Genomic DNA, 22,227 nt, shown 5'->3' with positions numbered 1-22,227 from the left:
AGCCCACTGCCGGGGCCGTTCGCGTGCGACGGGCCGTCGGGGTGCTCAGGCGGCCTCGGCGATGAGGTCGTCCTCGGTCGCGCCGCGGCGCCAGTACCCGGTGAACATGACCCGGCGGCGGTCGATGCCGCGCTCGTGGACCAGGTGCCGGCGCACGGACCGCACGACGCCGGACTCCCCCGCCACCCACGCGTACGGGGTGCCCGGCGGCAGGTCCGCGGCGCGGACCGCGTCCAGGACGCCGCCGCCGACCAGCCAGGTCAGCTCGGCGCCCTGAGGGCGGGGCAGGTCCCGTACATCGGCGGCGTCGTGCACCTCGATCCAGGCCCGGACCGGCATCGACCGGCCGACCCACGCGAGGATGCCGGCGAGCGCCGGCAGGGCCGACTCGTCGCCGGTAAGCAGCACCCAGTCGGTGTCCGGCGGCGGGCGGAAGTCGACGCCGCCGTTGTCGGCGACGGTCGGGGCGAGCACGACGGCGCGGTCGCCGGGGCGCGCGTGCCGGGCCCAGGTCGACGCGGGGCCGGCGCTGACCGTGTCGTGCACGGCGAAGTCGACGTCGAACTCGCCGCCGCGCTGCTCCCGCACCGTGTACGTGCGCATGACGGCCCGCGTCGCGGGGTCGGCCGCGCGCCACTGCGGGTACCAGTCCTCGCCCCTGGGCACGACCGCCACCCGCTGGTGCGGCCGCGGCAGGAACAGCTTGAACCGCTGGTCCCGGCCGCCGCTGGCGAACGCCGCCAGGTCGGCGCCGCCGAACACCAGCCGCACCGCCGACGGCGACAGCAGCTCCTTGCGCAGCACCGTCACGTCGAAGAAGTCGAACGTCACCCGGTGACCTTCTTCGCGCTCGTCAGGGCCTTCGCGAGGGCCTCCAGGGGGCCGGCGCAGCCGGCGTGGCTGAAGCGCGGCTCGCCTCGCTCGACCGGATGCGCTTCTGGACCGCGGGGTCCCTCGCCGCGGCGTCACCCGGCACGGCGAGGCTGATCCTGCCGTTCATCGCCGCCGGTGTACTGGTGACCGCGGCGCTCGCCCGCACGCTGAACGTGATGGCGCTCGGCGACGACACCGCGCGCCCTCGGCACCGACCCGGCCCGCATCCGCGCGGTGGCCGCCGTCGCCGTCGTCCTGCTCTGCGGCGCGGCGACCGCGGCGTGCGGCCCGATCGTGTTCCTCGGCCTGATGGTGCCGCACCTGGTCCGCCCGCTGACGGGGCCCGACCTGCGGTGGCTGCTGGCCTTCTGCGCGGTCCTCGCCCCCGCCCTCCTGCTCGGCGCCGACGTCGTCGGCCGGGTCGTGTCCCGCCCCGGCGAGCTGCAGGTCGGCGTGGTCACCGCCGTCGTGGGCGGCGGCTTCTTCCTCGCCGTGGTCCGCCGGAGGCGGGCATGAGGCGTTCCTCCGTCCGCCCGCCCACGGCCCTGGCGCTCGTTCACCGTCTCGCCGTCGGTCAGTCCGAGGTCACGGCGGTCGGTCGCCGGTCCGGCGCCGGGTGGAGGCGGGCATGAGCGCCGTCGTCCGGGCCCGCTGGGCCGTCGGCGTGTTCGCGGTCGTGGCGGTCGTCCTCGCCCTGTACGCGGTCGGCAGCGGCGACTACCCGATGAGCATCCCCGCGGTGCTGCGCACGCTGACCGGGGGCGGCTCGGCCGCGGAGGCGTTCGTCGTCACCGAGATCCGGCTGCCGCGGGTCGTCACCGGCCTGTTCGCCGGCGCGGCGCTCGCCCTGTCCGGCGCGGTCTTCCAGTCCGTCGTCCGCAACCCGCTCGGCAGCCCCGACGTGCTCGGCTTCACCCAGGGCTCGTCGACCGGCGCGCTGCTCGCCATCGTGGTCGTCGGCGGGGGCACCGCCACCGTCGCGGGCGGCGCGGTCCTCGGCGGCCTCGCCACGGGCGCCGCCATCCACCCGCTTGCCTGGCGCGCCGGCGGGTACGGCAACCGCCTCGTCCTCATCGGCATCGGCGTCGCCGGCATCCTCACCGGGGTCATCACCTACCTGCTGACCCGCGCCCAGATCATCGACGCCGCCCGCGCCGTCCTCTGGCTCACCGGCAGCCTCGACGGCCGCGGCTGGGGCAACGCCCTCGTCGTCGGCGCCGCCGTCTGCGTCGCCGGACCCGCCGTCCTGGCCTGCGGCCGGCCGCTGCGCGCCCTGGAGCTCGGCGACGACCCCGCCACCGCGCTCGGCGTCCGGGTCGGCGCGGTCCGCTTCGGCGCGCTCACCGGCGCGGTCCTGCTCGCCGCCGCCGCGGCCGCGGCGGCCGGGCCGGTCGCGTTCGTGGCCCTGACCGCACCCCAGCTGGCCCGCCGCCTGACCCGCGCCCCCGGCCCGAACCTGCTCCCGTCCCTCTTCCTGGGCGCCGCCCTGCTGACCGCCGCCGACGTCGCCGGCCAGCGGGCCGTCCCCGACCACCAGATCCCCGCGGGCGTGGTGACGGGCCTGCTCGGCGGCGGCTACCTGATCTGGTTCCTGGCCCGGCGCACCCGCCGTGCCTGACCTGCTCACCGTCGACACCCCGGCGCCCGACCGCGGCGCCGGCGGGATGCCCGCGCTCCCGCGAGCCCGGACCCGAGTGGCCATCGGGCCCGACCGGCACCTCCTCGACGCCCCCGAGATGCCCGCGCTCCTGGAAGCCCTGACCCGAGGGGTGACCGTGCCTGATCGGCTCACTGCCGGCGCACCGGCCCCCGGCCACGGCGCCCGCGGCACGTCGACAGCTCTGACCGGAGGTGGCTGCCGTGCCTGACCGGCTCGCGGCCGAGGCCGTGACCCTCGGCTACGACGCCCACACCATCGCCGAGGGGCTGACGGTGCGCGTCCCCGACCACTCGTTCACGGTGATCGTCGGGCCCAACGCCTGCGGCAAGTCGACGCTGCTGCGGGCCCTGGCCAGGACGCTGCGCCCCAGGACCGGCGCGGTGCTGCTGGACGGGCACGACATCCGCACCCGGCCGACCCGCGAGGTCGCCCGGACCCTCGGGCTGCTGTCACAGTCGGCGACCGCCCCCGCCGGCATCACCGTCGCCGACCTCGTGGCCCACGGGCGGTACCCGCACCAGGGCCCGCTCGCCCCCTGGACCGCCGCCGACCGGCACGCGGTCCGCGACGCGATGGACGCGACCGGCACGACGGCCCTGGCGTCGACCCCGGTCGACGAGCTGTCCGGCGGCCAGCGGCAGCGGGTGTGGATCGCGACGGCCCTGGCCCAGGACACGCCGATGCTGCTGCTCGACGAGCCGACCACGTACCTCGACGTCACCCACCAGATCGAGGTCCTCGAGCTGTGCGCCCGGCTGCACCGGGACCGCGGCCGCACCCTCGTCGCGGTGCTGCACGACCTGCACCTCTCGGCCCGCTACGCGACGCACCTGGTCGCCATGCGCGCCGGCCGGGTCGTCGCCGAAGGGTCACCGGCTCAGGTGGTGACGGCGCCGATCGTCGCAGCGGTCTTCGGCCTGGCCTGCCGCGTCATGCCCGACCCGGAGACGGGGACTCCCATGGTGATCCCGCGCGCTCCCGCCGGATCCGGCGGACCTGCCGCTCGACCCGCAGCTCCCGCAGCGCCGTCACCATAGCGACCCCGGCGACCGACCCGACGAACCACACGAACGGCGCGGCAACCACCGCGGCGGCGACAGACAGCAGCACGACATCCCTTTCGGCCGGAAGCACTCCATGATGCCCGCCGCACATTGCGCTCAGGTTGCGACCCGGTCAGCGCCGAGGCGCCGGCCGGGTCAGGGCCGGGTCAGGGCCGGGGCGCCGACCACGGGCCGTCCGGGGCCAGGGCCGCCAGGACCTCCAGCAGCTGCGGCGGCTGGAGCTCGTCCGGCAGCGACGCCAGGTCCGACCACGGGACCCACGCGTGCGAGTCGAGCGTCACCTGCTCATGGGGCAGCAGACCGGTCCGGACCAGCGGCGGCCGCTCGGCGTCGAACCGGGCGAGGAAGAACTGCTCGGTCCCGACGTACCGCGTGCCCTTCCACCACGAGTCGCGGGACACCGGCACCCAGCGCTCCCGCACGAGCGCCGCGTCGAGCCCCGTCTCCTCGGCCAGCTCCCGCCGCGCCGCCTCGAGCGGGGTCTCGCCGGGGTCGATGCCACCGCCGGGCGGCTCCCACAGCCACCTGCCGTCGGAAGGATCCCGCCACCGCAGCAGCAGCACCCGGTCGGCGGCGTCCAGGCAGATGACCCGCGCGGCGGGCCGGTGCTTCGTCACGCCCCGACCGTAGCCCGTTGCCGGCCGCCGCGCGGTGAGGAAGATTGGCGACCATGACCAGCACCCCCGGCCCGGGCCGGCTCAGGCAGAACGCCATCTACCGCGCCGGTGTGCTCGGGCGGGCGCCGGACGTGCCGACCGACGCCGACGAGCTGGAGCGGCGGGCGCAGCGGGCCATGTCGCGGAAGGCGTGGGCCTACGTGGCGGGCGGCGCGGGCGGCGGCGCCACCATGCGGCACAACCGGGCCGCGTTCGAGCGGTGGCGGATCGTGCCGCGGATGCTGCACGGCGTCACCACGCGGGACCTGACCACCACGGTGGCCGGCACGCCGCTGCGCGCGCCGCTGCTGCTCGCCCCGGTCGGCGCGGGCGCGCTCGTAACGCCCGGCAGCGACGTCCGCATCGCCGAGGGCGCGGCCTCGGCGGGTGTGCCGTACATCTTCTCCAGCCAAGGCTGCGACCCCATGGAGCGCACCGCGGCCGGGATGGGCGGCACCCCGTTCTGGTATCAGCTGTACTGGTCGACGGACGAGCGGCTGGTCGACTCGATGATCGGCCGCGCGGAGGACTGCGGCGCCCGCGCGCTCGTCGTCACGCTCGACACCACGCTGCTCGGCTGGCGGCCGCAGGACCTCAACCTGGGCTCGCTGCCGTTCGCGCGGGGGCTGGGGATCGCCCAGTACACCTCGGACCCGCGCTTCATGGAGATCGTCCGCGAGCGCATGACCGCCCCGGCCGGCAAGCCGCAGGTCACGCTCGGCGCACTGCGGACGCTGTGGTCGATGGCGCGCAACCACCCCGGCGGCACCGTCGCCAACCTGCGCTCCAAGGAGCCGCGGGCCGCCGTCGAGACCTTCCTCGACATCTACTCCAACCCGGGCCTGAGCTGGCGGCACGTGGAGACGCTGCGCCGCCGCACGAAGCTGCCGATCCTGCTCAAGGGCATCCTGCACCCCGACGACGCCAGGACCGCGGTCGCGGCCGGGGTCGACGGCATCATCGTGTCCAACCACGGCGGCCGGCAGGTCGACCACACGGTCGCCGCCCTCGACGCGCTGGTCACCGTCCGCGACGCCGTCGGACCCGACGCAACCGTCCTGTTCGACAGCGGCATCCGCTCCGGCGCGGACGTGTTCGTCGCGCTCGCCCTCGGCGCCGACGCGTGCCTGCTCGGGCGGCCGCACATCTACGGGCTCGCGATCGCCGGTGCGGACGGCGTACGGCAGGTCGCGGAAAACGTCGTCGCCGAGCTGGACCTGACGATGGCCCTCGCCGGCGTCCCGGACGTCGCCGCCATCACCCGCTCGCAGCTGCGGGAACACGCCCGGTAGCCGGAGCCGGTGGGTCAGTCCCAGACGCGGCCGAGGGCGGCGAGGCCGGTGGCGTATTCGATGCGGGACAGCCACGGCAGCGGCCACGCCGTCATGCCCAGCGACGCGCCCAGGAAGGCGCCGGCGAGGCAGGCGATCGAGTCCGAGTCGCCGGACGTGGTGGCGGCCCGGGCGAGGGCGGTCACCGGGTCGTCCGCGTGGCGGATCGCGCACAGCAGGCCGGTGGCCAGGGCCTCCTCGGCGATCCAGCCCGCCCCGGTGGCCGCGCACGGGTCGCCGCCGTCGTCGGGGCCGGCCAGGGCGTCGTCGAGGCGGTCGAGCACGTCGAGGCACTCGTCCCAGCCGCGACTGATGAACTGCTCCGGCGAGGTCACCGACGGCTGCTGCCAGAGGGTGCCGAGCCAGTCCGACCGGTAGGTGGTCCGCTGCGACTCGCACCGGTCGCGCAGCGCGGCGGGCAGGTCCGCGATGGCGGCTCCGTCGCGGAGCAGGCGGACGGCGAGCGCGGTGAGCTCGCTGGCGGCGAGGGCCGTCGGATGGCCGTGGGTCATGGCGGCCTGCAGCTGGGCGACGCCCGCGAGGGTGTCCAGGTCGTAGGTGGGGACGAGCCCGACGGGCGCGACGCGCATGTTGGCGCCGCAGCCCTTGGAGCCGGCGACGGTCGCCTCGGTCCACGGCACGCCGCGGGCGAGCCCGCCGCAGGCCCGCAGGCACGTCATGCCCGGCGCGCGGTCGTTGTCGGGGCTGTGTGCCCACTCCACGAAGCGGGCCCGCAGCGGCGGCTCCAGCGCGGCGGCGGTGGCGGCGGGAGCGTCCAGCAGCGCCCAGCCGACGGCGAGCGTCATCTGCGTGTCGTCGGTGACGAGCGCCGGGTCGCCCTCCAGGTCGCGGGGTCCGCCGGGACCGTAGCGCGCGACGATCGCGTCGACCGTCATGAACTCGGTCGGTTTGCCGAGGGCATCGCCGTACGCGAGACCGAAGAGACACCCGGAGGCCGTGGTCGACATGGGAGGGATCGTACGGAACACCCGTCAGAACGGGGGCAGGGCCTTGAAGCGTTCGTCGAGGCGGACGCTCGGCAGCAGCCGGCGCAGCATCGCCCGGATCGCGGTCAGCGGGTGGTCCGGGAACTCGGCGTCGTACTGCTCGTCGTCGGCGCGGTGGGTGGGCAGGCCGCCGGTGGCGTCCGGGGCGAACGGCGACGGCATGTACATCGCGTCGGGGCCGAGCTTCGCGAAGACGAGCGCCTCCCGGACGCCGGTCGTGCCGGACTCCGCCGCCTGCAGCTTCAGCACGGTGCTGCAGGTGGCCCGCGGGATCGTGTACGAGCCGAGGAACACCTGGCCGTGGCCCTGCGGGTGGCGGACCTTCACCACCTGCCGCAGTGCGGGCACGCCGTCGACCGGCTCGACGGCCGCGTCGATGAGCCCGCCGCCGCCCGCCGCGGTCCGCCGGGCCGTGCCGGCGAACAGCGCGGCGGGGTCGTGCAGCGGGGCCGGCAGGTCGGGGCGCAGGTTGAAGAAGTGCAGCGTCATCACCGGACCCTGCTCGTGCTGCCAGGCATACTGGTCCATTTGCTGGAAGCCTGTGAGGTCCAAATGGGTGATCGCGCTCATAGAAGATCACCCTAATGGGTTACAAGGTGACCCCGAAATACGGTGAATAGCCCGTTTTGTGGCTCATACCACTAGGGGATTCGGGTGACTGACGCGGATGCCCGGCTGTCTCTGCGGGACAACTGGCAGTACCGTGGGACCCGGCGAGGTCTTCACTGCCGGCAACGATGGTCGGCAGGACTCGTCTGTTTCAGGAGGAACGTGTGGCTAGCGGTACCGTGAAGTGGTTCAACTCCGAAAAGGGCTTCGGCTTCATCCAGCAGGACGACGGCGGCGCGGACGTCTTCGTGCACTACTCGGCCATCGCGAGCTCCGGCTACCGGGAGCTCACCGAGGGCCAGAAGGTCGAATACGACGTGACCCAGGGCCAGAAGGGCCCGCAGGCGGACAACGTTCGCGGTCTCTGACCTTCTCGCTCCTGCTTCGGAAGCCGCGCACCTGCCGGTGACCGCTTGCATGACGGGCCCGTGCGACGCTCACACGATGGGCGTGGCGCGGGCCCTTCGCCATTGCTGCGGGCAGGCGTCCGGGTGCAGCAGCGCGGCGAGCGCCTCCACCCCGTCGACGAGCCGCGGGCCGGGCCGCACCACGATGCCGTCGGCGTCGATCGCCCACACCGCGGCGTCCGGGAAGCGCGGCGCGACGAGCCGGGCCTGATCGGCGGCGCCGTCGAGGTGGAACCCGCACGGCGACACCACGACCACGTCCGGCGCCGCCGCGGTCAGCGCGTCCCAGGTCGTCGCCTGCGACCGCGCGCCGGGATGCGCCGCGACCGGCTCCCCGCCGGCGGCCGTGACCAGGTCCGGCACCCAGTGGCCGGCGGTGAACGGCGGGTCGACCCACTCCACGACCAGCACCCGCGGCCGGGGGCGCCCGGCGACCGCCGCCGCGACCGCGTCCAGCCGCGCCCGCAGGTCCGCGACCAGCCGGTCCGCCCGGTCCGGCACCCCGGCGCGGGCGCCGACCGCCACGATCGTGCCGAGCACCTCCGCGAGGGAGTGCGGGTCGAGCGACAGCACGTCGGCGCGACACCCGAGGTGCTCCAGGGCGTCGGACACGTGCCCGGACGGCAGCGCGCACACCCGGCACAGGTCCTGCGTCAGGATCAGCTCCGGATCGAGCGCGGCCAGGGCGCCGGCGTGCAGCGTGTAGAGGTCCTCGCCCGCCGCGAACCGCTCCCGCACATACGCGTCGATCTCCGCCGGCGCCATCCCGCGGGTGTCGCGCCCGCCGACGACCACGGTCTTGCCGGTCCGCGCGGCCGGCGGCTCGTCGCACTCGAACGTCACGCCGACCAGGTCGTCGCCGAGCCCCAGCGCGTAGACGATCTCCGTCGCGGACGGCAGCAACGACACCAGGCGCACGCCGGCCAGCCTAACGGGTGAGTGAACGGACGCCGGGATTCACCCGTCGACACTTCACCGTGCTGCCGCCCCGCATTCACACGGCGTCACGAGATCGGTGGGTTAGCCTCGTCGAGGACGCGGAGCCCGCGTCCACTCCCCCCGTGAAATCCGCGATTGTCTCGAGGTCTGACGCTGGTCCGCCCGGCCCGCGTCCCGGCCCGTCGCGCCTGCGCGAGGGAGAGGTATGTGGTGACGCGAGTTCGGCCGCGGCACGGGCGCAGGCCCGCGACGCTCGAGCAGTTGTATGCGGGACGGGACAACGGGATCGGCGCGATCCGGCTGGGCCTGGCGGTCGTCGTCGTGTTCACGCACGGCACGTCGCTCGGTTTCGGCTGGGAGGACCTCGCCGAGTCGCTGTTCCGCGGGCAGACCAACACCGGCACCCTCGCGGTGTTCGGCTTCTTCGTGCTGTCGGGGCTGCTCATCACGCGCAGCGCGGCGCGCACGACGATCGGCCGGTTCGTGTGGCACCGGATGCTGCGCATCCTGCCGGCGCTGTGGGTGTGCCTGCTCGTGACGGCGTTCGTGGTCGCGCCGCTCGTCGCGTTGCACGAATGGGGGACGCTCAGAGGGTTCTGGTCCGGGCCGAAGGGGCCGCTGCAGTACGTCACCGGCAACTGGTTCACCGGTGTCCGCCAGTACGGCATCCATGACCTGCTCGGCGCGTCCACCCCCTGGGGGCGGCAGTCCGGCGGCAGCGTGTTCGACGGTGCGTTGTGGTCGCTGGTGTACGAGGTGCTCTGCTACGGGCTGGCCGGGGCGCTCGCCGTCACCGCGGTCCTGCACCGCAGGCGGTGGCTGGTCGTGTGCCTCGCCGTCGCGCTGTACGGCGTCGTCGTCACCGACCAGATCCAGGGCCGCCCGCTGACCGGGCCGCCGACCCCGCACTACGGCCAGGTCCACCTGCCGCTGCTGGGCGAGGTCTCGTTCCACTGGCTCATGTACCTGGGGTTCCTGTTCCTCGCCGGCGCGGTGATGGAGCTGTACCGCGACCGGGTCGTCATCCACGACGGCGCCGGGTTCGCCGCCCTCACCGCCCTCGCCGGGTCGCTGCTGTTCGGCGGCTTCTTCGTGATCGGGTTCCCGGCCCTGGTGTACACGCTGATCTGGGCGTCCGTGCGGCTGCCGGCCGGGCTGCGGTGGATCGGCCGGCGCAACGACTACTCGTACGGCGTCTACATCTACGGGTTCATCGGCCAGCAGGTCCTCGCCGGCCTCGGCTGGAACCGGTGGGGATACGTGCCCTACATCGCGATGTCCCTGGCCGCCGCGTTCGCCGCGGCCGCGCTGTCGTGGCACCTGGTCGAGCGGCGCGCGCTCGCGTTCAAGGACTGGACGCCGCGCCGCACGCGCCCCGCCGCGAAGGTGCCGGTCCAGGCGGCGGGCCCGGTCGCCGTCGCGGACGCCCCTATTGCGGTGGGAGCCCGAACAGACTGATCAGCCCGGCGGTGCGCAGCGTGCGCAGCAGCGTCGCCGACGGATGCTCCAGCACCAGCCGCGAGCCGGTCTGCTCGGCCTGCCGGTGCGCGGCCACCAGAGCGCCGATGCCGCTGGAGTCCATGAACGTGACGAGGCGCAGGTCGAGGTACAGCGTGCCCGGCGGCGGCTGCAGCGCCCGCTCGACGCACTGGCGGAACCGGTCCGTGGCGCCGTAGTCGAGATCGCCACGGACCACGATGGCGACGCCGCCACCGATGCGGCCTTGCACGTGCAGGCTCATGTCCACCGAGAAACCGTCCCAACTCCGGATCGGTGAACCCTATCGACCCTGCTCAGCGGCGGTTCGTTGCCATCCGGCAAGCGAAGTGGCGGGGGCGCGGGCGAGGCTGCGTGGGCGGCGAGCTGCGGGGGCGCGGTGAGGCGCCCCCGCACGTTGGGTTCAGTGCACGAACTGGGTCTCCACGCCGGCGTCGACGGCGTCGCCGATGCCGTAGACCCAGGCGGTGCCGACCGGGTCGCCGAGCTGGGCGCGCAGCCACAGCGCGGCCCACCGGGCGATGTTCTCCACGCCCGCCGCCTGGTTCAGGGTCTGCGGCGACAGGTCCGGCCGGGCGCCGGCCGGGTTCTGCGCGTCGGTGATGCCGTAGTGGTTGGCGCCGGCGACGCTCACGTACAGCTTCGGCGTGCCCTGCAGGACCGCGTACGTGCCGAGGCCGTTGGCGGGGGTGCCGATGCCGTCCACGGCGCCCTGGATGAGCGCGACCGGGACGGTGTTGGCGACCGGCGGGATCACCGGCGAGCCGGGGGCGGCGTTGTTGGTGCCGTAGAACGCGGCCGCCCGCAGCTGCGCCGGCGCCGGGATCGGCACGTCGGTGAACGGCGGCGTGGACAGGCCCGTGGTCAGGCCGAGCCCGGCGGCGCCGCCGAACGAGTGCCCCGTGAGCAGGAGCGTGCCCGCGTCGATCTGGCCCTTGAGCGGCGAGCCGGTGCGGGCGTTCTCGGCGGCGGCCCAGGCGACGGTCCAGGTCGCCTCGGCGCCGTCGGCGTACAGGCCGGGGACGCCGAAGATGACCCGGGTGTGGTCGGGGACGACGACCACGAAGCCGTAGGAGGCGACCTTCCGCGCGTACCCGGCGTAGGAGGACCGGGCCACGTTCGCGCCCTGCAGCAGCAGGACGACCGGCCACGGCTGGTGCGGTGAGGAGGTGCTGGGGTGGTACACGTCGGCCTGGTCGCCGTTGACCGTGGTGCCGTACGTGCCGACGTTCGAATACGCGGCGTCCGCCCGGGACGGGCCGACCAGGGCGCCGGCAGCGCCGGCAAGGGCGCTGCCACCGGCTGCGAGCAGCACGCCACGGCGGCTGAAGCGTTGAGCCATTCGGACCTCTGTTTCCTCTAGTGGAACACAGTTTCCCTTACGACACGCGCCAGCGTACGGGAAGAGTGGGGCCCGCCGTCAATGCCTGGTTCGCATCGACGGCGGGCCGTTGTCCGCCGGGCCGGGCTCAGCTGCCGCTGAGCGTCTGCGTCACGCCGCCCGTCAGCAGCGACTGGTAGTACGCGCCGCCGGGGTAGTACGTGGCGGTCGTCGTGCCCGCGACGGCGTCGCCGGCCCAGGCGACCGCGAAGGTCTGCAGCGCCGTGACGTTGCCCGGCTGGGAGGCGCCGTTGGGCACGGTGCACAGGCCGTCGGTGCTCGTGCCCTCCGCGTCGCAGTGGGAGCCGGTGGTGAGGCGGACGCCGAGGAACGGCCGGTGCACATCGTTGGTGAGCTCGACCGTCCCGTTCGCGTTGGAGTTGGCGAGGTACGGCGGGGACGAGATCGCGAGGACCGGCGTGCTGGTCAGGTTGAGGCCCTTCAGGCCGGTGGCCGTGTTGGAGCCGATGAACGACTTCACCGGGTCGAGCAGCTGCACGAGGCGGACCCGGGCGAACTGCGACGGGAAGGTGGTGCGCAGCCGGTTCGCGACGTACGCGGCGACCTCACCGCCGGCCGAGTGGCCCGCGATCACGTACGACGTCGGCAGGGCGCCCGCCGGTCGGCCCGCCTTGCCCAGCGCGTCGGCGTAGCTGCGGGCGAGCGCGCCGCCCGCGGTGTTCGCCTGCCCGAGCCAGGTCGCGACGTTGTTCAGGAACGGGGCGTTGTTGCCGAGGTTGCTGACCGTGCAGCCGAAGATGTCGGCGGACGGCAGCGTCGGCGCGAAGACCACGAACCCGGCCGCGGCGTAGTGCTCGGCGAGGTCGGCCAGGTTGCCGTTGGAGCGGGAGAAGCCGTGCTGCAGGTAGACGAGGCCCTTGGCGGTGCCGGCGGGCAGGAACCAGTCCGCCGACGGGTGGTAGGTCAGCCCGGCGCACGAGACGTCGACGGTGTTGCCGACCTGGGTCCAGGTGCCGGCAGCTGTCGCCGCCCGCGCCGGTGCGGTCAGGCTCACCGTGGCGGCGATGAGCAGGGCGGACAGAGCGGTCAGCCGTTTGGAGAACATCGAGCGCTTACCTCCTGACGTGTATCGCTGGACGAAACGCTGTTTCCTGAGGATCGATTAAGCTCCGCTTGTTGGCAGGCTGTCAAGAGGCGTAGAGTGCCGTCGTGGAGGGAAGCCCATCGATGTCGTATCCACCTTCGCCGTGGTCTCTGCGCGGCCGGATGCACGTGTCCGTGTGGGCCGTGCCGGTCGCGGACGCGCCCGCGCTGCCGCCGACGCTGGACGGCGCCGTCCGGGTGCTGCGCGTCGGGAAGCGGGCGTTCGTCGGCACCGCGTGGGTCGACTACCGGCCCGGCGGCGACATGGCATACCGGGAGCTGCTCTCGGCCGTGCTGACCCGGGCCGGCTGGCGGCCGCGCGTCACCATCACGCACATCTGGGTGGACAGCGTCGCGTCCCGGGACGGCGGCCGGGAGCTCTGGGGCATCCCGAAGGGCCTCGCCGATCTGACGATCCCGTCCTCGTCCGGCCCCGCCTCCGCGTCCACAGTGGACGGTCCGATCGCGTCGGCCGCGCTGCCCCGCGGGGACGGGTTACCGCCGCGGCTGCCGGCCGGGTTCCGGGTCGTGCAGGACCTCGCGGGGCGCGCCGAGACGACCCCGGTGCGCTCGACCGCGCGCTACGGCCTCGCCCGGGTCGCGTGGACGATCGCCCCCGAGGGTCCGCTGCGGTTCCTCGCCGGCCGCCGGCCGCTGCTGTCGTTCGTCGCCGGCGACTTCCGGATGCGGTTCGGCTCGCCTCAGCGGGCCCGTGTGTAGTCCACTGTGTAGTCCGCTTCGCTCAACTGGGCCGTGCGCGCCGCGTATTCGGCCGCCATCCCCGGCCAGTTGGTGACGACGCGCCCGCCGCCGGTGCGGTACCAGCTGTCGCAGCCCGCCCAGACGCTGTCGCCGAGCCGGCGCTGCATCTCGGCGTCGAACGCGCCCGCGACCTCCGCCCGCACCTCCACCGGCCCCCGGCCCGCCAGCAGCCGCACCGCCTGCACGATGTAGCGGGCCTGCGCCTCGTGGAAGTACACCACCGACGTGTTGCCGGTGTTGGTGTTCGGCCCGTACATCAGGAACATGTTCGGGAAGCCCGGCACCGCGATGCCGAGGTGGGCGTAGGCGCCGCCGCGCCACTCGCCTTGCAGGTCGCGCCCGTCCCGTCCGGTGATCCGCACCGGTGCGAGGAACTCGGTGGCCGCGAAGCCGGTGCCGTACACCAGGACGTCGCACTCGTGCACGGCGCCGTCCTCCGTGCGGACGCCCCCGGCGGTCACCCGTGCGATGTCGGCGGTCACCAGGTCGACGTCGGGGCGGCGCAGCGTCCGGAACCAGTCGCCGGTGAACAGCACCCGCTTGCAGCCCATCGCGTAGTCCGGCGTGACCCGCTCCCGGATGCCGCGCGCCTGCAGCACGCGCTGCGCGCTGGACAGTGTCCAGACCGCGAGTCGCGCCGGCCGGTTGCCGGTCACCGCCTTGCCCGTCACGACGGTGAGCAGCCACGTGCCGGCCCGCGCGGCCCGCATCACCGCCGGGACCCTGCGGTTGAGGGCCCGCCGCCAGCTCCCGTACCGCCGGTTCGGCTTCGGCAGCGTCCACGGCGCCGTGCGCTGGAAGACGGTGACCCGCGCGGCGTGCGGCGCGATCGCCGGCACCAGCTGGATCGCGCTGGCCCCCGTGCCGATGACGCCGACCCGTTTGCCGGTCACGTCGACGCCCGGATCCCATTGCGCCGTGTGCATCGCCGGGCCGCTGAACTCCTCCGCGCCCGGCAGCGCCGGGACCACCGGCCGCGACAGCTGCCCCATCGCCGGGATGAGGACGTCGAACTCGTCACCGGAACCGTCCTGATAGGACACCCGCCACCGCTCGCCGGTCCACGCGGCGGCCACGACCTCGGTGCCGAGCCGCAGGTGCGGCTCCAGGCCGAAGTCCCGGACGCACCGCTGAAGGTAGCCAAGGATCTCCGGCTGCGGCGGGAAGCGCTGCGACCAGTCGGGGTTCGGCGCGAACGAGTACGAGTACAGCGGCGCCGGGATGTCGCACGCGCAGCCCGGATACGTGTTGTCGCGCCAGACCCCGCCGACGCCACCCGCTCTGTCCACAATGGTCAGATCGCGGAACCCGGCCCGGCGCAACAGGTGCGCGACCGCGATCCCGCCGAACCCGGCGCCGACGACCAGAATCCGCGTCATAGCTTCCTGAACACCTGCTCCACGAGCGTGATGAGGCTGGTCGACAGCAGCACGTGCACCTGGTCCCGGCTGAGCACGCCGCGCTCCAGCCACTCGCGGGCGGTCGCCTTCGCCAGCCCGCAGTAGGCCCGGACCATCGCCCGCAGCTCGTCGCGGTGCTCGGCCTGCCCGTCGAGCCCGACCGCCACCAGGATGCTGTCGGCGGCGATGTCGTCGGCCTCGCGGAGCACCCGCTCGATGTCCGGGTCCCGCCCGACCCCACCGCCGTCGACGGCCGCGAGCCACGACCGGCTGTGCCGGGACACCACGTCGAGGAACCAGGTCACGCTGGCGTCGACCCGGGTCGCCAGGTCGCCGTCCGGCAGCTGCTCCACGGCGACCGCGGGGATCGTCACGAGCACCCGGACCGCCTCGACGAACAGGCCCTTCTTCGTGCCGAAGTAGTGGTTGATCAGCCCGCGGGCGACCCCGGCCGCCTCGGCGATGTCCGTGGTGGACACGTCCGCGTAGGCCCGCTCCCCGAACAGCCGCACCGCGACGGCGAGGATCTGCTCCCGCCGCACGTCGGGTTCCAGCCTCCGGCCGCGCTCGGCGACGTCCCCGCTCATCCGCATGGCAGCCACCGTGCCCTGTTGTTGGCTGGCTGTCAACAACGTACGGTGACCCTCGTGACCACGCTGTCGCACCACCGGTCCGGCACCGGCGAGCCCCTGGTCCTGCTCCACGGCATCGGCAGCCGCTGGCAGCTGTGGGAGCCGGTCCTGCCCGCCCTCCGCCCCCACTTCGACGTGCTGGCGCTGGACCTTCCCGGCTTCGGCGCCTCCCCGGCGGACGGCGCCGCGGACGTGCAGTCCCTGGCCGACGCCGTGGTCCGGTTCGCGGGCCCGTCGTTCCACGTGGCGGGCAGCTCACTCGGCGGCGGGGTCGCGCTCGAGCTCGGCCGCCGCGGCGTGGCCAGGTCGGTGACGGCGTTCGCCCCGATCGGCTTCTGGGGCCCGCTGTCCCGCCGCTGGTGCCAGGCCTCGGTCACCGGCGCCCGCGTCCTCGGCCGCCTCACCCGCCCCGCGCTGCCCGCCCTCGCGTCGACGGCGGCGGGCAGGATCGCCCTGTTCGGCCTGTTCTTCGGCCACCCGGCCCGCCTCGACCCCGCCGTGTGCCTCGCCGACGTCGACGCCCTGGTGGCCGCCCCCGCCTTCACCGCCGCCAGGTCCGCGTTCGCCGGCCACCGCTTCACCGACCCCGGCGCCCTGGCCACCATCCCGGTCACCGTCGCCTGGGGCACCCGCGACGCGATCCTCCCCGCCTTCCAGTCCCGCCGCGCCGCCGCTGTACTGCCGCACGCCCACCACGTCAGCCTCAAGCGCTGCGGCCACCTCCCGTTCTCCGACGCCCCGGACACCTGCGCCACCCTGATCCGGACCACCGCCACCACCACATGACCCGGCCATCGGCAGCTCCACCCGACGGCTCCTTCTGCAGCCCACGACCGGAATCCGCAGGCAGCAAAGACGCCAGCATCGCCCATTGCGCGTCAGCCAGATCACGGCGCACCGCTGCCGCTACGCTGCGCCCGCACCGCCGCCGTGTCCCACGGTGACGTCGTGACGAACTGCTGCACCCCCGATGATCCACCCCAATCCGCTCCGCCATCGGCTGCATCGACTCACGCCGCCCGTCCAGCAACGGGCCGCGGCGGTGGGCCGCCGACGGCACCTGGGCGATGCCGAAAGCACGGGTCGTCGCCCTCGCCGACGCGGACGGCGACATCGCCAGGGAGGCTCAGGTCGGCTCCACAGTCGTGGGGGCTCAACGCCGACGAGTCACCGGCACGCCAAGGTCCACACCCGGTCCAGCGAACGAGCCACCCGAACCACCCCGGCCAGGCGGCTGACACCCGCCAGCCGGAGCCGCTGCTGGATCAGGTGTCGGTTCAGCGGCCCGGCCGGCGAGGAGGACCCCGCAGAACGCCCGAACCCGGTGACCGCCGACAAGGCCTCTTCCTCCCGAGCAAGCCGCGAACTGCTGCGTGCACGGGACATCGCCACGGTCGTCCCCGAACCCAAAGACCAGATCGCCAACCGGAAGCGACGCGGCCGATGCTCGGCTGGCTGCGGGTTGCCGGCAACCATGATTCGCGAGGCAGGGGCTAGACGCACTTGGGCAGGCCGCCCAGGGTGCCGGCGCGGAAGGCGGCGATGCGGTCGAAGGCGCTGGCGTCGTTGCTGGAGCCCGCGCGGCCGAAGACCAGCAGGGCGGCGACGGCCTCGTCCAGGTCGCCCGGGGAGAGGCGGAGGCCTTCGGTGCGGGTGAGCAGGTCGTTGGTCCATGAGCCGGCCAGGCAGTCGACCGTCAGCTGGCCCTCGTGGCCGGTGGCCGACGCGCCGCGGCGTTCCTGGGCGACGCGGGCGAACAGGTCGGCCAGGAGCATGCCGATGGCGTTGTCGCCGATGTGCTCGTACAGCTGCGGGCCCAGCTGCTTGTCGTCGAAGGCGACGAAGTCCCGGCTCGTGCAGGCGAAGGCCGGCGACGGGTCCTGGCCGGGGCAGTCGGGCGGGTCGGCGGGGTCGAACGGGACGACCTCGACCTGCTTCCACGGCTTGCCGGTGAGCCGGGGGTAGGCGCGGCTCCAGTACGCGGAGGCGTCGGCGGACAGCTCGGCCACCGCCTGCTCGTAGGGCAGGTCGCCGCCGGACGCGGCCTCCTCCTCGGAGCTGAAGGGGACCTCGGTCACCGGCAGGTTGCGGGCGTTGTACGCGGCGCACCGGCCGGCGCCCTGCTCGACGCCCTCCTGCAGGGCCCGGACCCGGTCGAAGGCGTTGCCGTGCGCCTGCGACGCCTGGGCCGGGACGCCGGGCTCGTCGCGGAGCGTGAGCATGCCGGCGACGGTGCTGTCGAGCTCCGCGGGGGTGGCGGCGGCGAACTTCGAGGAGTGCCCGGCGGCGATGTCGGCGATCCAGCTGCCGGCGTAGCAGTCGGCCTGCTGCTCCAGCACGATCGTCGGCTGGCCGCCCTGCTGCAGACGGGTCTGCACGGCGTGGCCGTACTCGTGGGCGAGGACGACCGCGACGAGCAGGCGGCCGAAGTCGGCGTCGAGCTGCGGGACGAGGGTCTCGGCGTCCCAGGCGATGAAGTCACCCGCCGAGCAGTAGAAGGCGTTCGGCTGGTACTGCCACCGTTCGGGCCCGCACGGCGGTGGCGGGTCCTGCCGGGTGTACGGGTGGTAGCCGCCGGTCACGGGGCGGAAGGGCGCGCCGGCGGACAGGCGCGGGTAGGTGGCGGACCAGAACCGTTCGACGTCGGCGATGGCGTCGCGCACGGTCTGGCCGGCGCGGGTGGCGTCGGGCGCGCGGCCCAGGACGCCGCCGAGCGGGGCGCCGCGCTGCTCCTGGTCGCCGCCGGTGCCGATGGCGCAGCCGGCGCCGACCACGAGGGCGACCGCGGCGACCATGACGCGAACGAGACGGCTCCGGCCGACGCCGGAGCGCAGCGGCCTGAGCCAAAGCACTGCAATCCCGCTCACGTCCTGCCCATGCCCCACCGGGTCCGGCGCGAAACGCGGGCGGGACTCGATCGAGCGGCACGCATATCATCGCCCGGTGGACTTCTTCGACGGTGCCGACGGCACCCGGCTCGCGTACCACCGCGGCGGCGCCGGCAGCCCGCTGATCTGCGTCCCGGGCGGGCCGATGGTGGCCTCGTCGTACCTCGGCGACCTCGGCGGGCTGTCCGCGCACCACGAGCTGGTGCGGCTGGACCTGCGCGGGACCGGCGGGTCGGAGGAGCCGCGCGACCCGGCGACCTACCGCTGCGACCGGCTCGCCGACGACGTCGAGGCGTTGCGGGAGCACCTCGGGCTGGACCGGATCGACCTGCTGGCGCACTCCGCCGGTGCGGCCGTCGCGGTGCTGTACGCCACCCGCCACCGCGACAGGATCGGCCGGCTCGTGCTGGTGAACCCGTCGCCCCGGGTGGTGGGTCTGGAGGTCACCGACGCGGACCGGCGGGAGGTCGCGCGGCTGCGCCACGCCGAGCCGTGGTTCCCGACCGCGTTCACCGCGTTCGAGCGGGTGTGGGCCGGCGAGGCCGTCGCCGCCGACTGGGCGGCGATCACGCCGTTCATGTCCGGGCGGTGGGACGACACCGCCCGCGAGCAGGCCGCCGAGCAGGACCGGCTGCGCAACGACGAGGCGGCGAAGGTGTACTACGACGGCGTCGACGCGGCGGCGGCCCGGACGGCGATCGGCGGCCTGCGGGCGCGGGTCCTGCTGATCGCGGGCGAGTACGACGTGGCCCTGCCGCCGAAGCGCGCCGCCGACTACGCGGGCCTGTTCCCGCACGCCGAGGTGGCCGTCCAGCCCGCCGGCGGGCACTCCCCGTGGCTCGACGACCCGGCCTGGCTCGCGACGACGGTCAGCGCGTTCCTGAACTAGGCCGTTGCATCGCCTTTGTACGTTGGTCCGCGCACAACGAACCGACGATCAAGGAGCATGCATGAAGCGCCTGGCGCTTTCGACTTTGTTGGTGACGATGATCGGCCTCACCGCCGCCGGCTGCAAGGCCGACGAGGCCGACTCCCCCGCCGCACCGGCGACCACCGCCGGGGCGGCCGCGACCCAGGGCGGGGGCCAGTTCCCGAAGGGTGACGACGGCGCGAAGGCGCTGCTGCAGGCGCTGCCGAAGGACCCCGCGCTCGTACAGAAGCTGCAGCCGACGACCGAGGACTACAAGGCGCTGTTCGTGGGCGCCGCCGCGGCGAAGGCCGAGCAGTTCTACAAGAAGAACGTGTGGACCGGGCAGAACGTCGAGGTCACCGGCAGCGCGGGCCAGACCGACCTGAAGGTGTCCAAGGCCAGCAGCGACGACCTGAAGGCGTGGACCGCCGCGGCCGAGGCCGACTTCCCCGGCGGTTACAAGGACGTCGGGCCGCACCTGCAGCCCGGGGTCACCTGGTACCGGTGGAAGTACACCGAACCGGGCAAGGACACCGGCATGGCGTTCGACGGTCTGGCCCACGTCAACGGACACTGGGTGTGGACCCCCAAGCCGTGGAAAGCGCTCGAAGGGTAGGCGATGGAGGAGCGGGAAGAGCTGAGCTGGCAGGAGTTCGGCGCGGCGTCGCGGGAGCTGGCGCAGGCGGTCGCCGACGACGGGTTCCGGCCCGGCGTGGTGCTGTCCATCGCCCGCGGCGGGCTGCTGCTGGCCGGCGCCCTCGGGTATGCGCTCGACGTGAAGAGCATCGTGATGATGAACGTCCAGTACTACACGGGCGTCGACGAGCGGCTCGAGGCTCCGGTGGTGCTGCGCCCGACCCCCGACGGCGCGGACCTCGCCGGCGAGCGGGTGCTCATCGCGGACGACGTCGCCGACACCGGCGCCACCCTGCGGGTCGTGCGCGACTTCTGCGTCGCGCACGCCTCGGAGGTGCGCATCGCGGTGCTGTACGAGAAGCCGCAGAGCGTCGTGCCGTGCGAGTACGTGTGGCGGCGCACGGACCGCTGGATCAACTTCCCGTGGTCGGCGGAGCCGCCGGTCACCAGCGCATGACGGCGGGGGCGCGGCCGGTCCGCGCCCCCGCCCGCAGGTCGGGTGCTACACGTCGCATGCCGGGTTCTCAGCGGGTCGTCCGCACCGGGCCGCTCGTGCTGTAGCCGCGGCCGTTGTACGAGCTGCCGTTGTACGCGCGCCACAGGTCGCCGTCGCCCGGCAGTCCGTCCCGGAAGGCGCCCTCGCCGAGCCGGCCGACGACGAACCCCGCCGCGGCGGCCGCGAGCAGGAACGTGCCGGGCCGGTCGCGGGCGGCGTCCCGCACGCACTCCAGGACGCCCTCCGGCTCGTGCCCGGCGAGGTAGTCCGCGGCCCGGTGGCCGCACCGCGGCATCCGCGTGACGGCCTTGTTCGCGGGCGGGCCGCCGCGCCGGCCGGTCATCTGGTCGAGCTCGCCGGCGGAGCGGCGCACGCCGTTCCCGCCCCGGTCCGCGGGTTCGAGCTCAGCCATCACAACCTCCAGGGTGTTCGGGGGATTGCCGCCCCATACCCGGCGACATCGGAGGTAATCACCGTGACACGGATGGATCGGTCGGCCCTCTGGATCGATTCAGTCGCACGGCGCCGGTGCCGGGTACTTCCCAGCGATCGTTCAGCGAAGGCTGCTAGCGTCGGATCATGGTTGGTTGGAGTACCGGGCCGGGCACTGCCCGGCTGGCTAATGGTCCCTCATGCTGATCCTCATCGGCCTCGCACTCATCGTGGTCCTCACCGCCGCCACCGGTTACTTCGTGGCGGCCGAGTTCGCCTACGTGGCCGTGGACCGCGCGAAGCTCAAACGCGCCGCCGACGCCGGTGACCTGCCGTCGCGGCGCGCCCTGCGCGTCACCGGGCGACTGTCCTTCATGCTGTCGGGCGCGCAGCTCGGCATCACCGTCACGGCCCTGCTCGTCGGCTTCGTCGCCGAGCCGTACCTGGGCACGGGGCTCGCGCGGCTGCTCGGCACGGCCGGGGTGCCGCACGCGGCAAGCGCGTCGGCGGCGGTGGTGCTGGCGCTGCTGACGGCGACCGTGGTGCAGATGGTCCTCGGTGAGCTCGGCCCGAAGAACTGGGCGATCGCCCGGCCGGAGGCCCTCGCCCGAGCCCTGGCCCGGTTGACGCTGGTGTACCTGGCGGCGGCCGGCCCGGTGATCCGCATGTTCGACGCGGCGGCGAACCGGTTGCTCCGGCGGGTCGGCATCGAGCCGATCGAGGAGCTGCCCGAGGGCGCCACCCCGGAGGACCTGGAGCGCATCATCGCGGAGTCGCGCACCGGCGGGCTGCTCGACGCCGACACCTCGCAGCTGCTGCAGCGCGGGCTCGCGTTCCGGGCACGTACCGCCGAGGAGGCGATGATCGCCCGGGTCGACGTGGTCACGGTGGCCGCGACCGACCCGGCGATCCGCCTCGTCGAGCTGTTCGACACCGGGCACACCCGCTTCCCCGTCGTCGGTGAGAGCGTCGACGACCTGATCGGCGTCGTCGGCGGCGCCGACCTCGTGGCGCTGCCCGCCGCGGACCGGCACAGGGTGACGATGGCGGAGATCGCGCTGCCGCCGGTCCTGGTGCCGTCGACGGCGGCGCTGCCGGCGGTCCTGGAGCGGCTGCGCACCGAGCACCGGCAGCTGGCCTGCGTCATCGACGAGTACGGCGGCTTCGCCGGCATCATCACCCTGGAGGACGTCGCCGAGGAGCTCGTCGGGTCGATCCGCGACGAGGACGACGCGCCGGAGCCGTCGGCCGTCCGCCAGCCGGACGGCTCGTGGCTCGTCCCGGCCCGCTGGCGGGTCGACGAGGTGGCCCGCACGACCGGCGTGACGCTGCCGGAGAGCGACGACTACGACACCGTCTCGGGCCTCGTGCTGCAGCGTCTCGGCCGCATCCCGCGCCCCGGCGACACCGTGGAGGTCACGCTGCCGCCCGCACTCCCCGACGACGACGCCCCGCCCCGCGAGGTGCGCCTGGAGGTCCTGACCGTGCACCGCCACGTCCCCGACACCGTCCGCGTGTCCGTCCTCGCCAAGAAGGTGTCGGC

General features: G+C 74.2%; 23 protein-coding genes and 3 pseudogenes. 13 read left to right on the top strand and 13 right to left on the bottom strand.

The genetic code is table 11. The features are described from left to right. Window positions 1–45 precede the first annotated feature (45 nt). Window positions 46–831, bottom strand: coding sequence for a siderophore-interacting protein (locus AB0J72_RS36240; protein ID WP_363406944.1), 786 nt, complete (start codon window positions 829–831; stop codon window positions 46–48). An 83-nt stretch (window positions 832–914) separates the two neighbouring features. On the opposite strand from AB0J72_RS36240, the pseudogene AB0J72_RS36235 reads away from it, so the two are divergent. The 3 genes and pseudogenes from AB0J72_RS36235 to AB0J72_RS36225 form a co-directional block, all read left to right on the top strand. Continuing rightward, window positions 915–1,389, top strand: a pseudogene (locus AB0J72_RS36235) (iron chelate uptake ABC transporter family permease subunit); the annotation flags it as partial. A gap of 112 nt (window positions 1,390–1,501) precedes the next feature. Continuing rightward, the gene (locus tag AB0J72_RS36230; RefSeq protein WP_363406940.1) at window positions 1,502–2,491 is read left to right on the top strand and encodes an iron chelate uptake ABC transporter family permease subunit; all 990 of its coding nucleotides are present in this window, start codon (window positions 1,502–1,504) and stop codon (window positions 2,489–2,491) included. Window positions 2,492–2,733: 242 nt separating this feature from the next. After that, window positions 2,734–3,570: an ABC transporter ATP-binding protein gene (locus tag AB0J72_RS36225; RefSeq protein ID WP_363406937.1), complete on the top strand. Its 837-nt coding sequence runs from the start codon at window positions 2,734–2,736 to the stop codon at window positions 3,568–3,570. A gap of 173 nt (window positions 3,571–3,743) precedes the next feature. Here the strand turns inward: AB0J72_RS36225 and AB0J72_RS36220 are convergent, their stop codons facing one another. Beyond that, a complete protein-coding gene (locus AB0J72_RS36220; RefSeq protein ID WP_363406934.1) occupies window positions 3,744–4,214 on the bottom strand; it encodes an NUDIX domain-containing protein in 471 nt (156 codons plus the stop codon). Between the two features lie 53 nt (window positions 4,215–4,267). Here AB0J72_RS36220 and AB0J72_RS36215 point away from each other — a divergent pair, with 53 nt between their 5' ends. Then, the gene (locus AB0J72_RS36215; RefSeq protein WP_363406932.1) at window positions 4,268–5,545 is read left to right on the top strand and encodes an alpha-hydroxy-acid oxidizing protein; all 1,278 of its coding nucleotides are present in this window, start codon (window positions 4,268–4,270) and stop codon (window positions 5,543–5,545) included. Window positions 5,546–5,559: 14 nt separating this feature from the next. Here the strand turns inward: AB0J72_RS36215 and AB0J72_RS36210 are convergent, their stop codons facing one another. Both AB0J72_RS36210 and AB0J72_RS36205 read right to left on the bottom strand, forming a co-directional pair. Further along, on the bottom strand, window positions 5,560–6,552 hold the full coding sequence (locus tag AB0J72_RS36210; RefSeq protein WP_363406929.1) for an ADP-ribosylglycohydrolase family protein: 993 nt from the start codon (window positions 6,550–6,552) through the stop codon (window positions 5,560–5,562). A gap of 24 nt (window positions 6,553–6,576) precedes the next feature. Further along, entirely contained in the window at window positions 6,577–7,119 is a 543-nt protein-coding gene (locus AB0J72_RS36205; RefSeq protein WP_363406926.1) for a hypothetical protein, read from the bottom strand. Between the two features lie 245 nt (window positions 7,120–7,364). Between AB0J72_RS36205 and AB0J72_RS36200 the strand changes: the two genes are divergently transcribed. Beyond that, window positions 7,365–7,568 (top strand): cold-shock protein, encoded by a 204-nt coding sequence (locus AB0J72_RS36200; protein ID WP_360562411.1) that lies wholly within the window; start codon window positions 7,365–7,367, stop codon window positions 7,566–7,568. Between the two features lie 69 nt (window positions 7,569–7,637). Here AB0J72_RS36200 and AB0J72_RS36195 read toward each other — a convergent pair whose 3' ends face one another. After that, window positions 7,638–8,525: a cobalamin-binding protein gene (locus tag AB0J72_RS36195; RefSeq protein WP_363406923.1), complete on the bottom strand. Its 888-nt coding sequence runs from the start codon at window positions 8,523–8,525 to the stop codon at window positions 7,638–7,640. Window positions 8,526–8,753: 228 nt separating this feature from the next. Between AB0J72_RS36195 and AB0J72_RS36190 the strand changes: the two genes are divergently transcribed. After that, a complete protein-coding gene (locus AB0J72_RS36190) occupies window positions 8,754–10,004 on the top strand; it encodes an acyltransferase (RefSeq protein WP_363406920.1) in 1,251 nt (416 codons plus the stop codon). Here the strand turns inward: AB0J72_RS36190 and AB0J72_RS36185 are convergent. From AB0J72_RS36185 to AB0J72_RS36175, 3 genes are all read right to left on the bottom strand, one after another. After that, window positions 9,976–10,287 (bottom strand): STAS domain-containing protein, encoded by a 312-nt coding sequence (locus AB0J72_RS36185; protein ID WP_363406917.1) that lies wholly within the window; start codon window positions 10,285–10,287, stop codon window positions 9,976–9,978. The two genes, AB0J72_RS36190 and AB0J72_RS36185, sit on opposite strands and share 29 nt — an antisense overlap. 159 nt (window positions 10,288–10,446) lie before the next feature. Beyond that, a complete protein-coding gene (locus AB0J72_RS36180) occupies window positions 10,447–11,385 on the bottom strand; it encodes a hypothetical protein (RefSeq protein WP_363406914.1) in 939 nt (312 codons plus the stop codon). A 127-nt stretch (window positions 11,386–11,512) separates the two neighbouring features. Then, window positions 11,513–12,490: an alpha/beta hydrolase gene (locus AB0J72_RS36175; protein ID WP_363406911.1), complete on the bottom strand. Its 978-nt coding sequence runs from the start codon at window positions 12,488–12,490 to the stop codon at window positions 11,513–11,515. A 122-nt stretch (window positions 12,491–12,612) separates the two neighbouring features. Between AB0J72_RS36175 and AB0J72_RS36170 the strand changes: the two genes are divergently transcribed. Then, a complete protein-coding gene (locus AB0J72_RS36170; RefSeq protein ID WP_363406908.1) occupies window positions 12,613–13,248 on the top strand; it encodes an acetoacetate decarboxylase family protein in 636 nt (211 codons plus the stop codon). On the opposite strand, the gene AB0J72_RS36165 is transcribed toward AB0J72_RS36170, so the two are convergent. Next, a complete protein-coding gene (locus tag AB0J72_RS36165; protein WP_363406905.1) occupies window positions 13,230–14,669 on the bottom strand; it encodes an NAD(P)/FAD-dependent oxidoreductase in 1,440 nt (479 codons plus the stop codon). The genes AB0J72_RS36170 and AB0J72_RS36165 overlap by 19 nt on opposite strands. Next, window positions 14,666–15,283, bottom strand: a complete 618-nt coding sequence (locus AB0J72_RS36160; protein ID WP_363406903.1) for a TetR/AcrR family transcriptional regulator — start codon at window positions 15,281–15,283, stop codon at window positions 14,666–14,668. Before AB0J72_RS36160 ends, AB0J72_RS36165 begins: the two co-directional genes overlap by 4 nt. A gap of 54 nt (window positions 15,284–15,337) precedes the next feature. Here AB0J72_RS36160 and AB0J72_RS36155 point away from each other — a divergent pair, with 54 nt between their 5' ends. Beyond that, a complete protein-coding gene (locus AB0J72_RS36155) occupies window positions 15,338–16,108 on the top strand; it encodes an alpha/beta fold hydrolase (RefSeq protein WP_363406900.1) in 771 nt (256 codons plus the stop codon). A 146-nt stretch (window positions 16,109–16,254) separates the two neighbouring features. On the opposite strand, the pseudogene AB0J72_RS36150 reads toward AB0J72_RS36155, so the two are convergent. Continuing rightward, a pseudogene (locus AB0J72_RS36150) lies at window positions 16,255–16,367 on the bottom strand (transposase); the annotation flags it as partial. A gap of 267 nt (window positions 16,368–16,634) precedes the next feature. Here AB0J72_RS36150 and AB0J72_RS36145 point away from each other — a divergent pair. Beyond that, window positions 16,635–16,763, top strand: a pseudogene (locus AB0J72_RS36145) (IS5/IS1182 family transposase); the annotation flags it as partial. 52 nt (window positions 16,764–16,815) lie between these two features. Here the strand turns inward: AB0J72_RS36145 and AB0J72_RS36140 are convergent. Next, window positions 16,816–18,117 (bottom strand): zinc metallopeptidase, encoded by a 1,302-nt coding sequence (locus tag AB0J72_RS36140; RefSeq protein ID WP_363406897.1) that lies wholly within the window; start codon window positions 18,115–18,117, stop codon window positions 16,816–16,818. Window positions 18,118–18,265: 148 nt separating this feature from the next. Between AB0J72_RS36140 and AB0J72_RS36135 the strand changes: the two genes are divergently transcribed. The 3 genes from AB0J72_RS36135 to AB0J72_RS36125 all read left to right on the top strand — a co-directional run bounded on the left by AB0J72_RS36135 (window position 18,266) and on the right by AB0J72_RS36125 (window position 20,213). Next, window positions 18,266–19,099, top strand: coding sequence for an alpha/beta hydrolase (locus AB0J72_RS36135; protein WP_363406894.1), 834 nt, complete (start codon window positions 18,266–18,268; stop codon window positions 19,097–19,099). Between the two features lie 61 nt (window positions 19,100–19,160). Next, window positions 19,161–19,736 (top strand): hypothetical protein, encoded by a 576-nt coding sequence (locus tag AB0J72_RS36130; protein WP_363406891.1) that lies wholly within the window; start codon window positions 19,161–19,163, stop codon window positions 19,734–19,736. 3 nt (window positions 19,737–19,739) lie between these two features. Then, window positions 19,740–20,213, top strand: a complete 474-nt coding sequence (locus AB0J72_RS36125) for a phosphoribosyltransferase family protein (protein ID WP_363406888.1) — start codon at window positions 19,740–19,742, stop codon at window positions 20,211–20,213. A 67-nt stretch (window positions 20,214–20,280) separates the two neighbouring features. Here the strand turns inward: AB0J72_RS36125 and AB0J72_RS36120 are convergent, their stop codons facing one another. Further along, window positions 20,281–20,664: a hypothetical protein gene (locus AB0J72_RS36120; protein ID WP_363406885.1), complete on the bottom strand. Its 384-nt coding sequence runs from the start codon at window positions 20,662–20,664 to the stop codon at window positions 20,281–20,283. Between the two features lie 220 nt (window positions 20,665–20,884). Here AB0J72_RS36120 and AB0J72_RS36115 point away from each other — a divergent pair. After that, window positions 20,885–22,227, top strand: a 1,343-nt coding sequence (locus tag AB0J72_RS36115) for a hemolysin family protein (protein WP_363406882.1), incomplete at its 3' end; no start/stop codon positions are given.

The organism is Dactylosporangium sp. NPDC049742, from assembly GCF_040674675.1.
GTDB lineage: Bacteria > Actinomycetota > Actinomycetes > Mycobacteriales > Micromonosporaceae > Dactylosporangium > Dactylosporangium maewongense.
This window is presented reverse-complemented; position numbering and strand designations above follow the sequence as displayed.

Excerpts from the sequence above, each read along its gene's own strand:
- AB0J72_RS36130 (WP_363406891.1), top strand. The coding sequence starts at position 19,161 with ATGAAGCGCCTGGCGCTTTCGACTTTGTTGGTGACGATGATCGGCCTC.
- AB0J72_RS36140 (WP_363406897.1), bottom strand. The coding sequence starts at position 18,117 with ATGGTCGCCGCGGTCGCCCTCGTGGTCGGCGCCGGCTGCGCCATCGGC.
- AB0J72_RS36230 (WP_363406940.1), top strand. The coding sequence starts at position 1,502 with ATGAGCGCCGTCGTCCGGGCCCGCTGGGCCGTCGGCGTGTTCGCGGTC.
- AB0J72_RS36120 (WP_363406885.1), bottom strand. The coding sequence starts at position 20,664 with ATGGCTGAGCTCGAACCCGCGGACCGGGGCGGGAACGGCGTGCGCCGC.
- AB0J72_RS36215 (WP_363406932.1), top strand. The coding sequence starts at position 4,268 with ATGACCAGCACCCCCGGCCCGGGCCGGCTCAGGCAGAACGCCATCTAC.
- AB0J72_RS36125 (WP_363406888.1), top strand. The coding sequence starts at position 19,740 with ATGGAGGAGCGGGAAGAGCTGAGCTGGCAGGAGTTCGGCGCGGCGTCG.
- AB0J72_RS36205 (WP_363406926.1), bottom strand. The coding sequence starts at position 7,119 with ATGGACCAGTATGCCTGGCAGCACGAGCAGGGTCCGGTGATGACGCTG.
- AB0J72_RS36175 (WP_363406911.1), bottom strand. The coding sequence starts at position 12,490 with ATGTTCTCCAAACGGCTGACCGCTCTGTCCGCCCTGCTCATCGCCGCC.
- AB0J72_RS36160 (WP_363406903.1), bottom strand. The coding sequence starts at position 15,283 with ATGCGGATGAGCGGGGACGTCGCCGAGCGCGGCCGGAGGCTGGAACCC.
- AB0J72_RS36185 (WP_363406917.1), bottom strand. The coding sequence starts at position 10,287 with ATGAGCCTGCACGTGCAAGGCCGCATCGGTGGCGGCGTCGCCATCGTG.
- AB0J72_RS36180 (WP_363406914.1), bottom strand. The coding sequence starts at position 11,385 with ATGGCTCAACGCTTCAGCCGCCGTGGCGTGCTGCTCGCAGCCGGTGGC.
- AB0J72_RS36210 (WP_363406929.1), bottom strand. The coding sequence starts at position 6,552 with ATGTCGACCACGGCCTCCGGGTGTCTCTTCGGTCTCGCGTACGGCGAT.
- AB0J72_RS36170 (WP_363406908.1), top strand. The coding sequence starts at position 12,613 with ATGTCGTATCCACCTTCGCCGTGGTCTCTGCGCGGCCGGATGCACGTG.
- AB0J72_RS36165 (WP_363406905.1), bottom strand. The coding sequence starts at position 14,669 with ATGACGCGGATTCTGGTCGTCGGCGCCGGGTTCGGCGGGATCGCGGTC.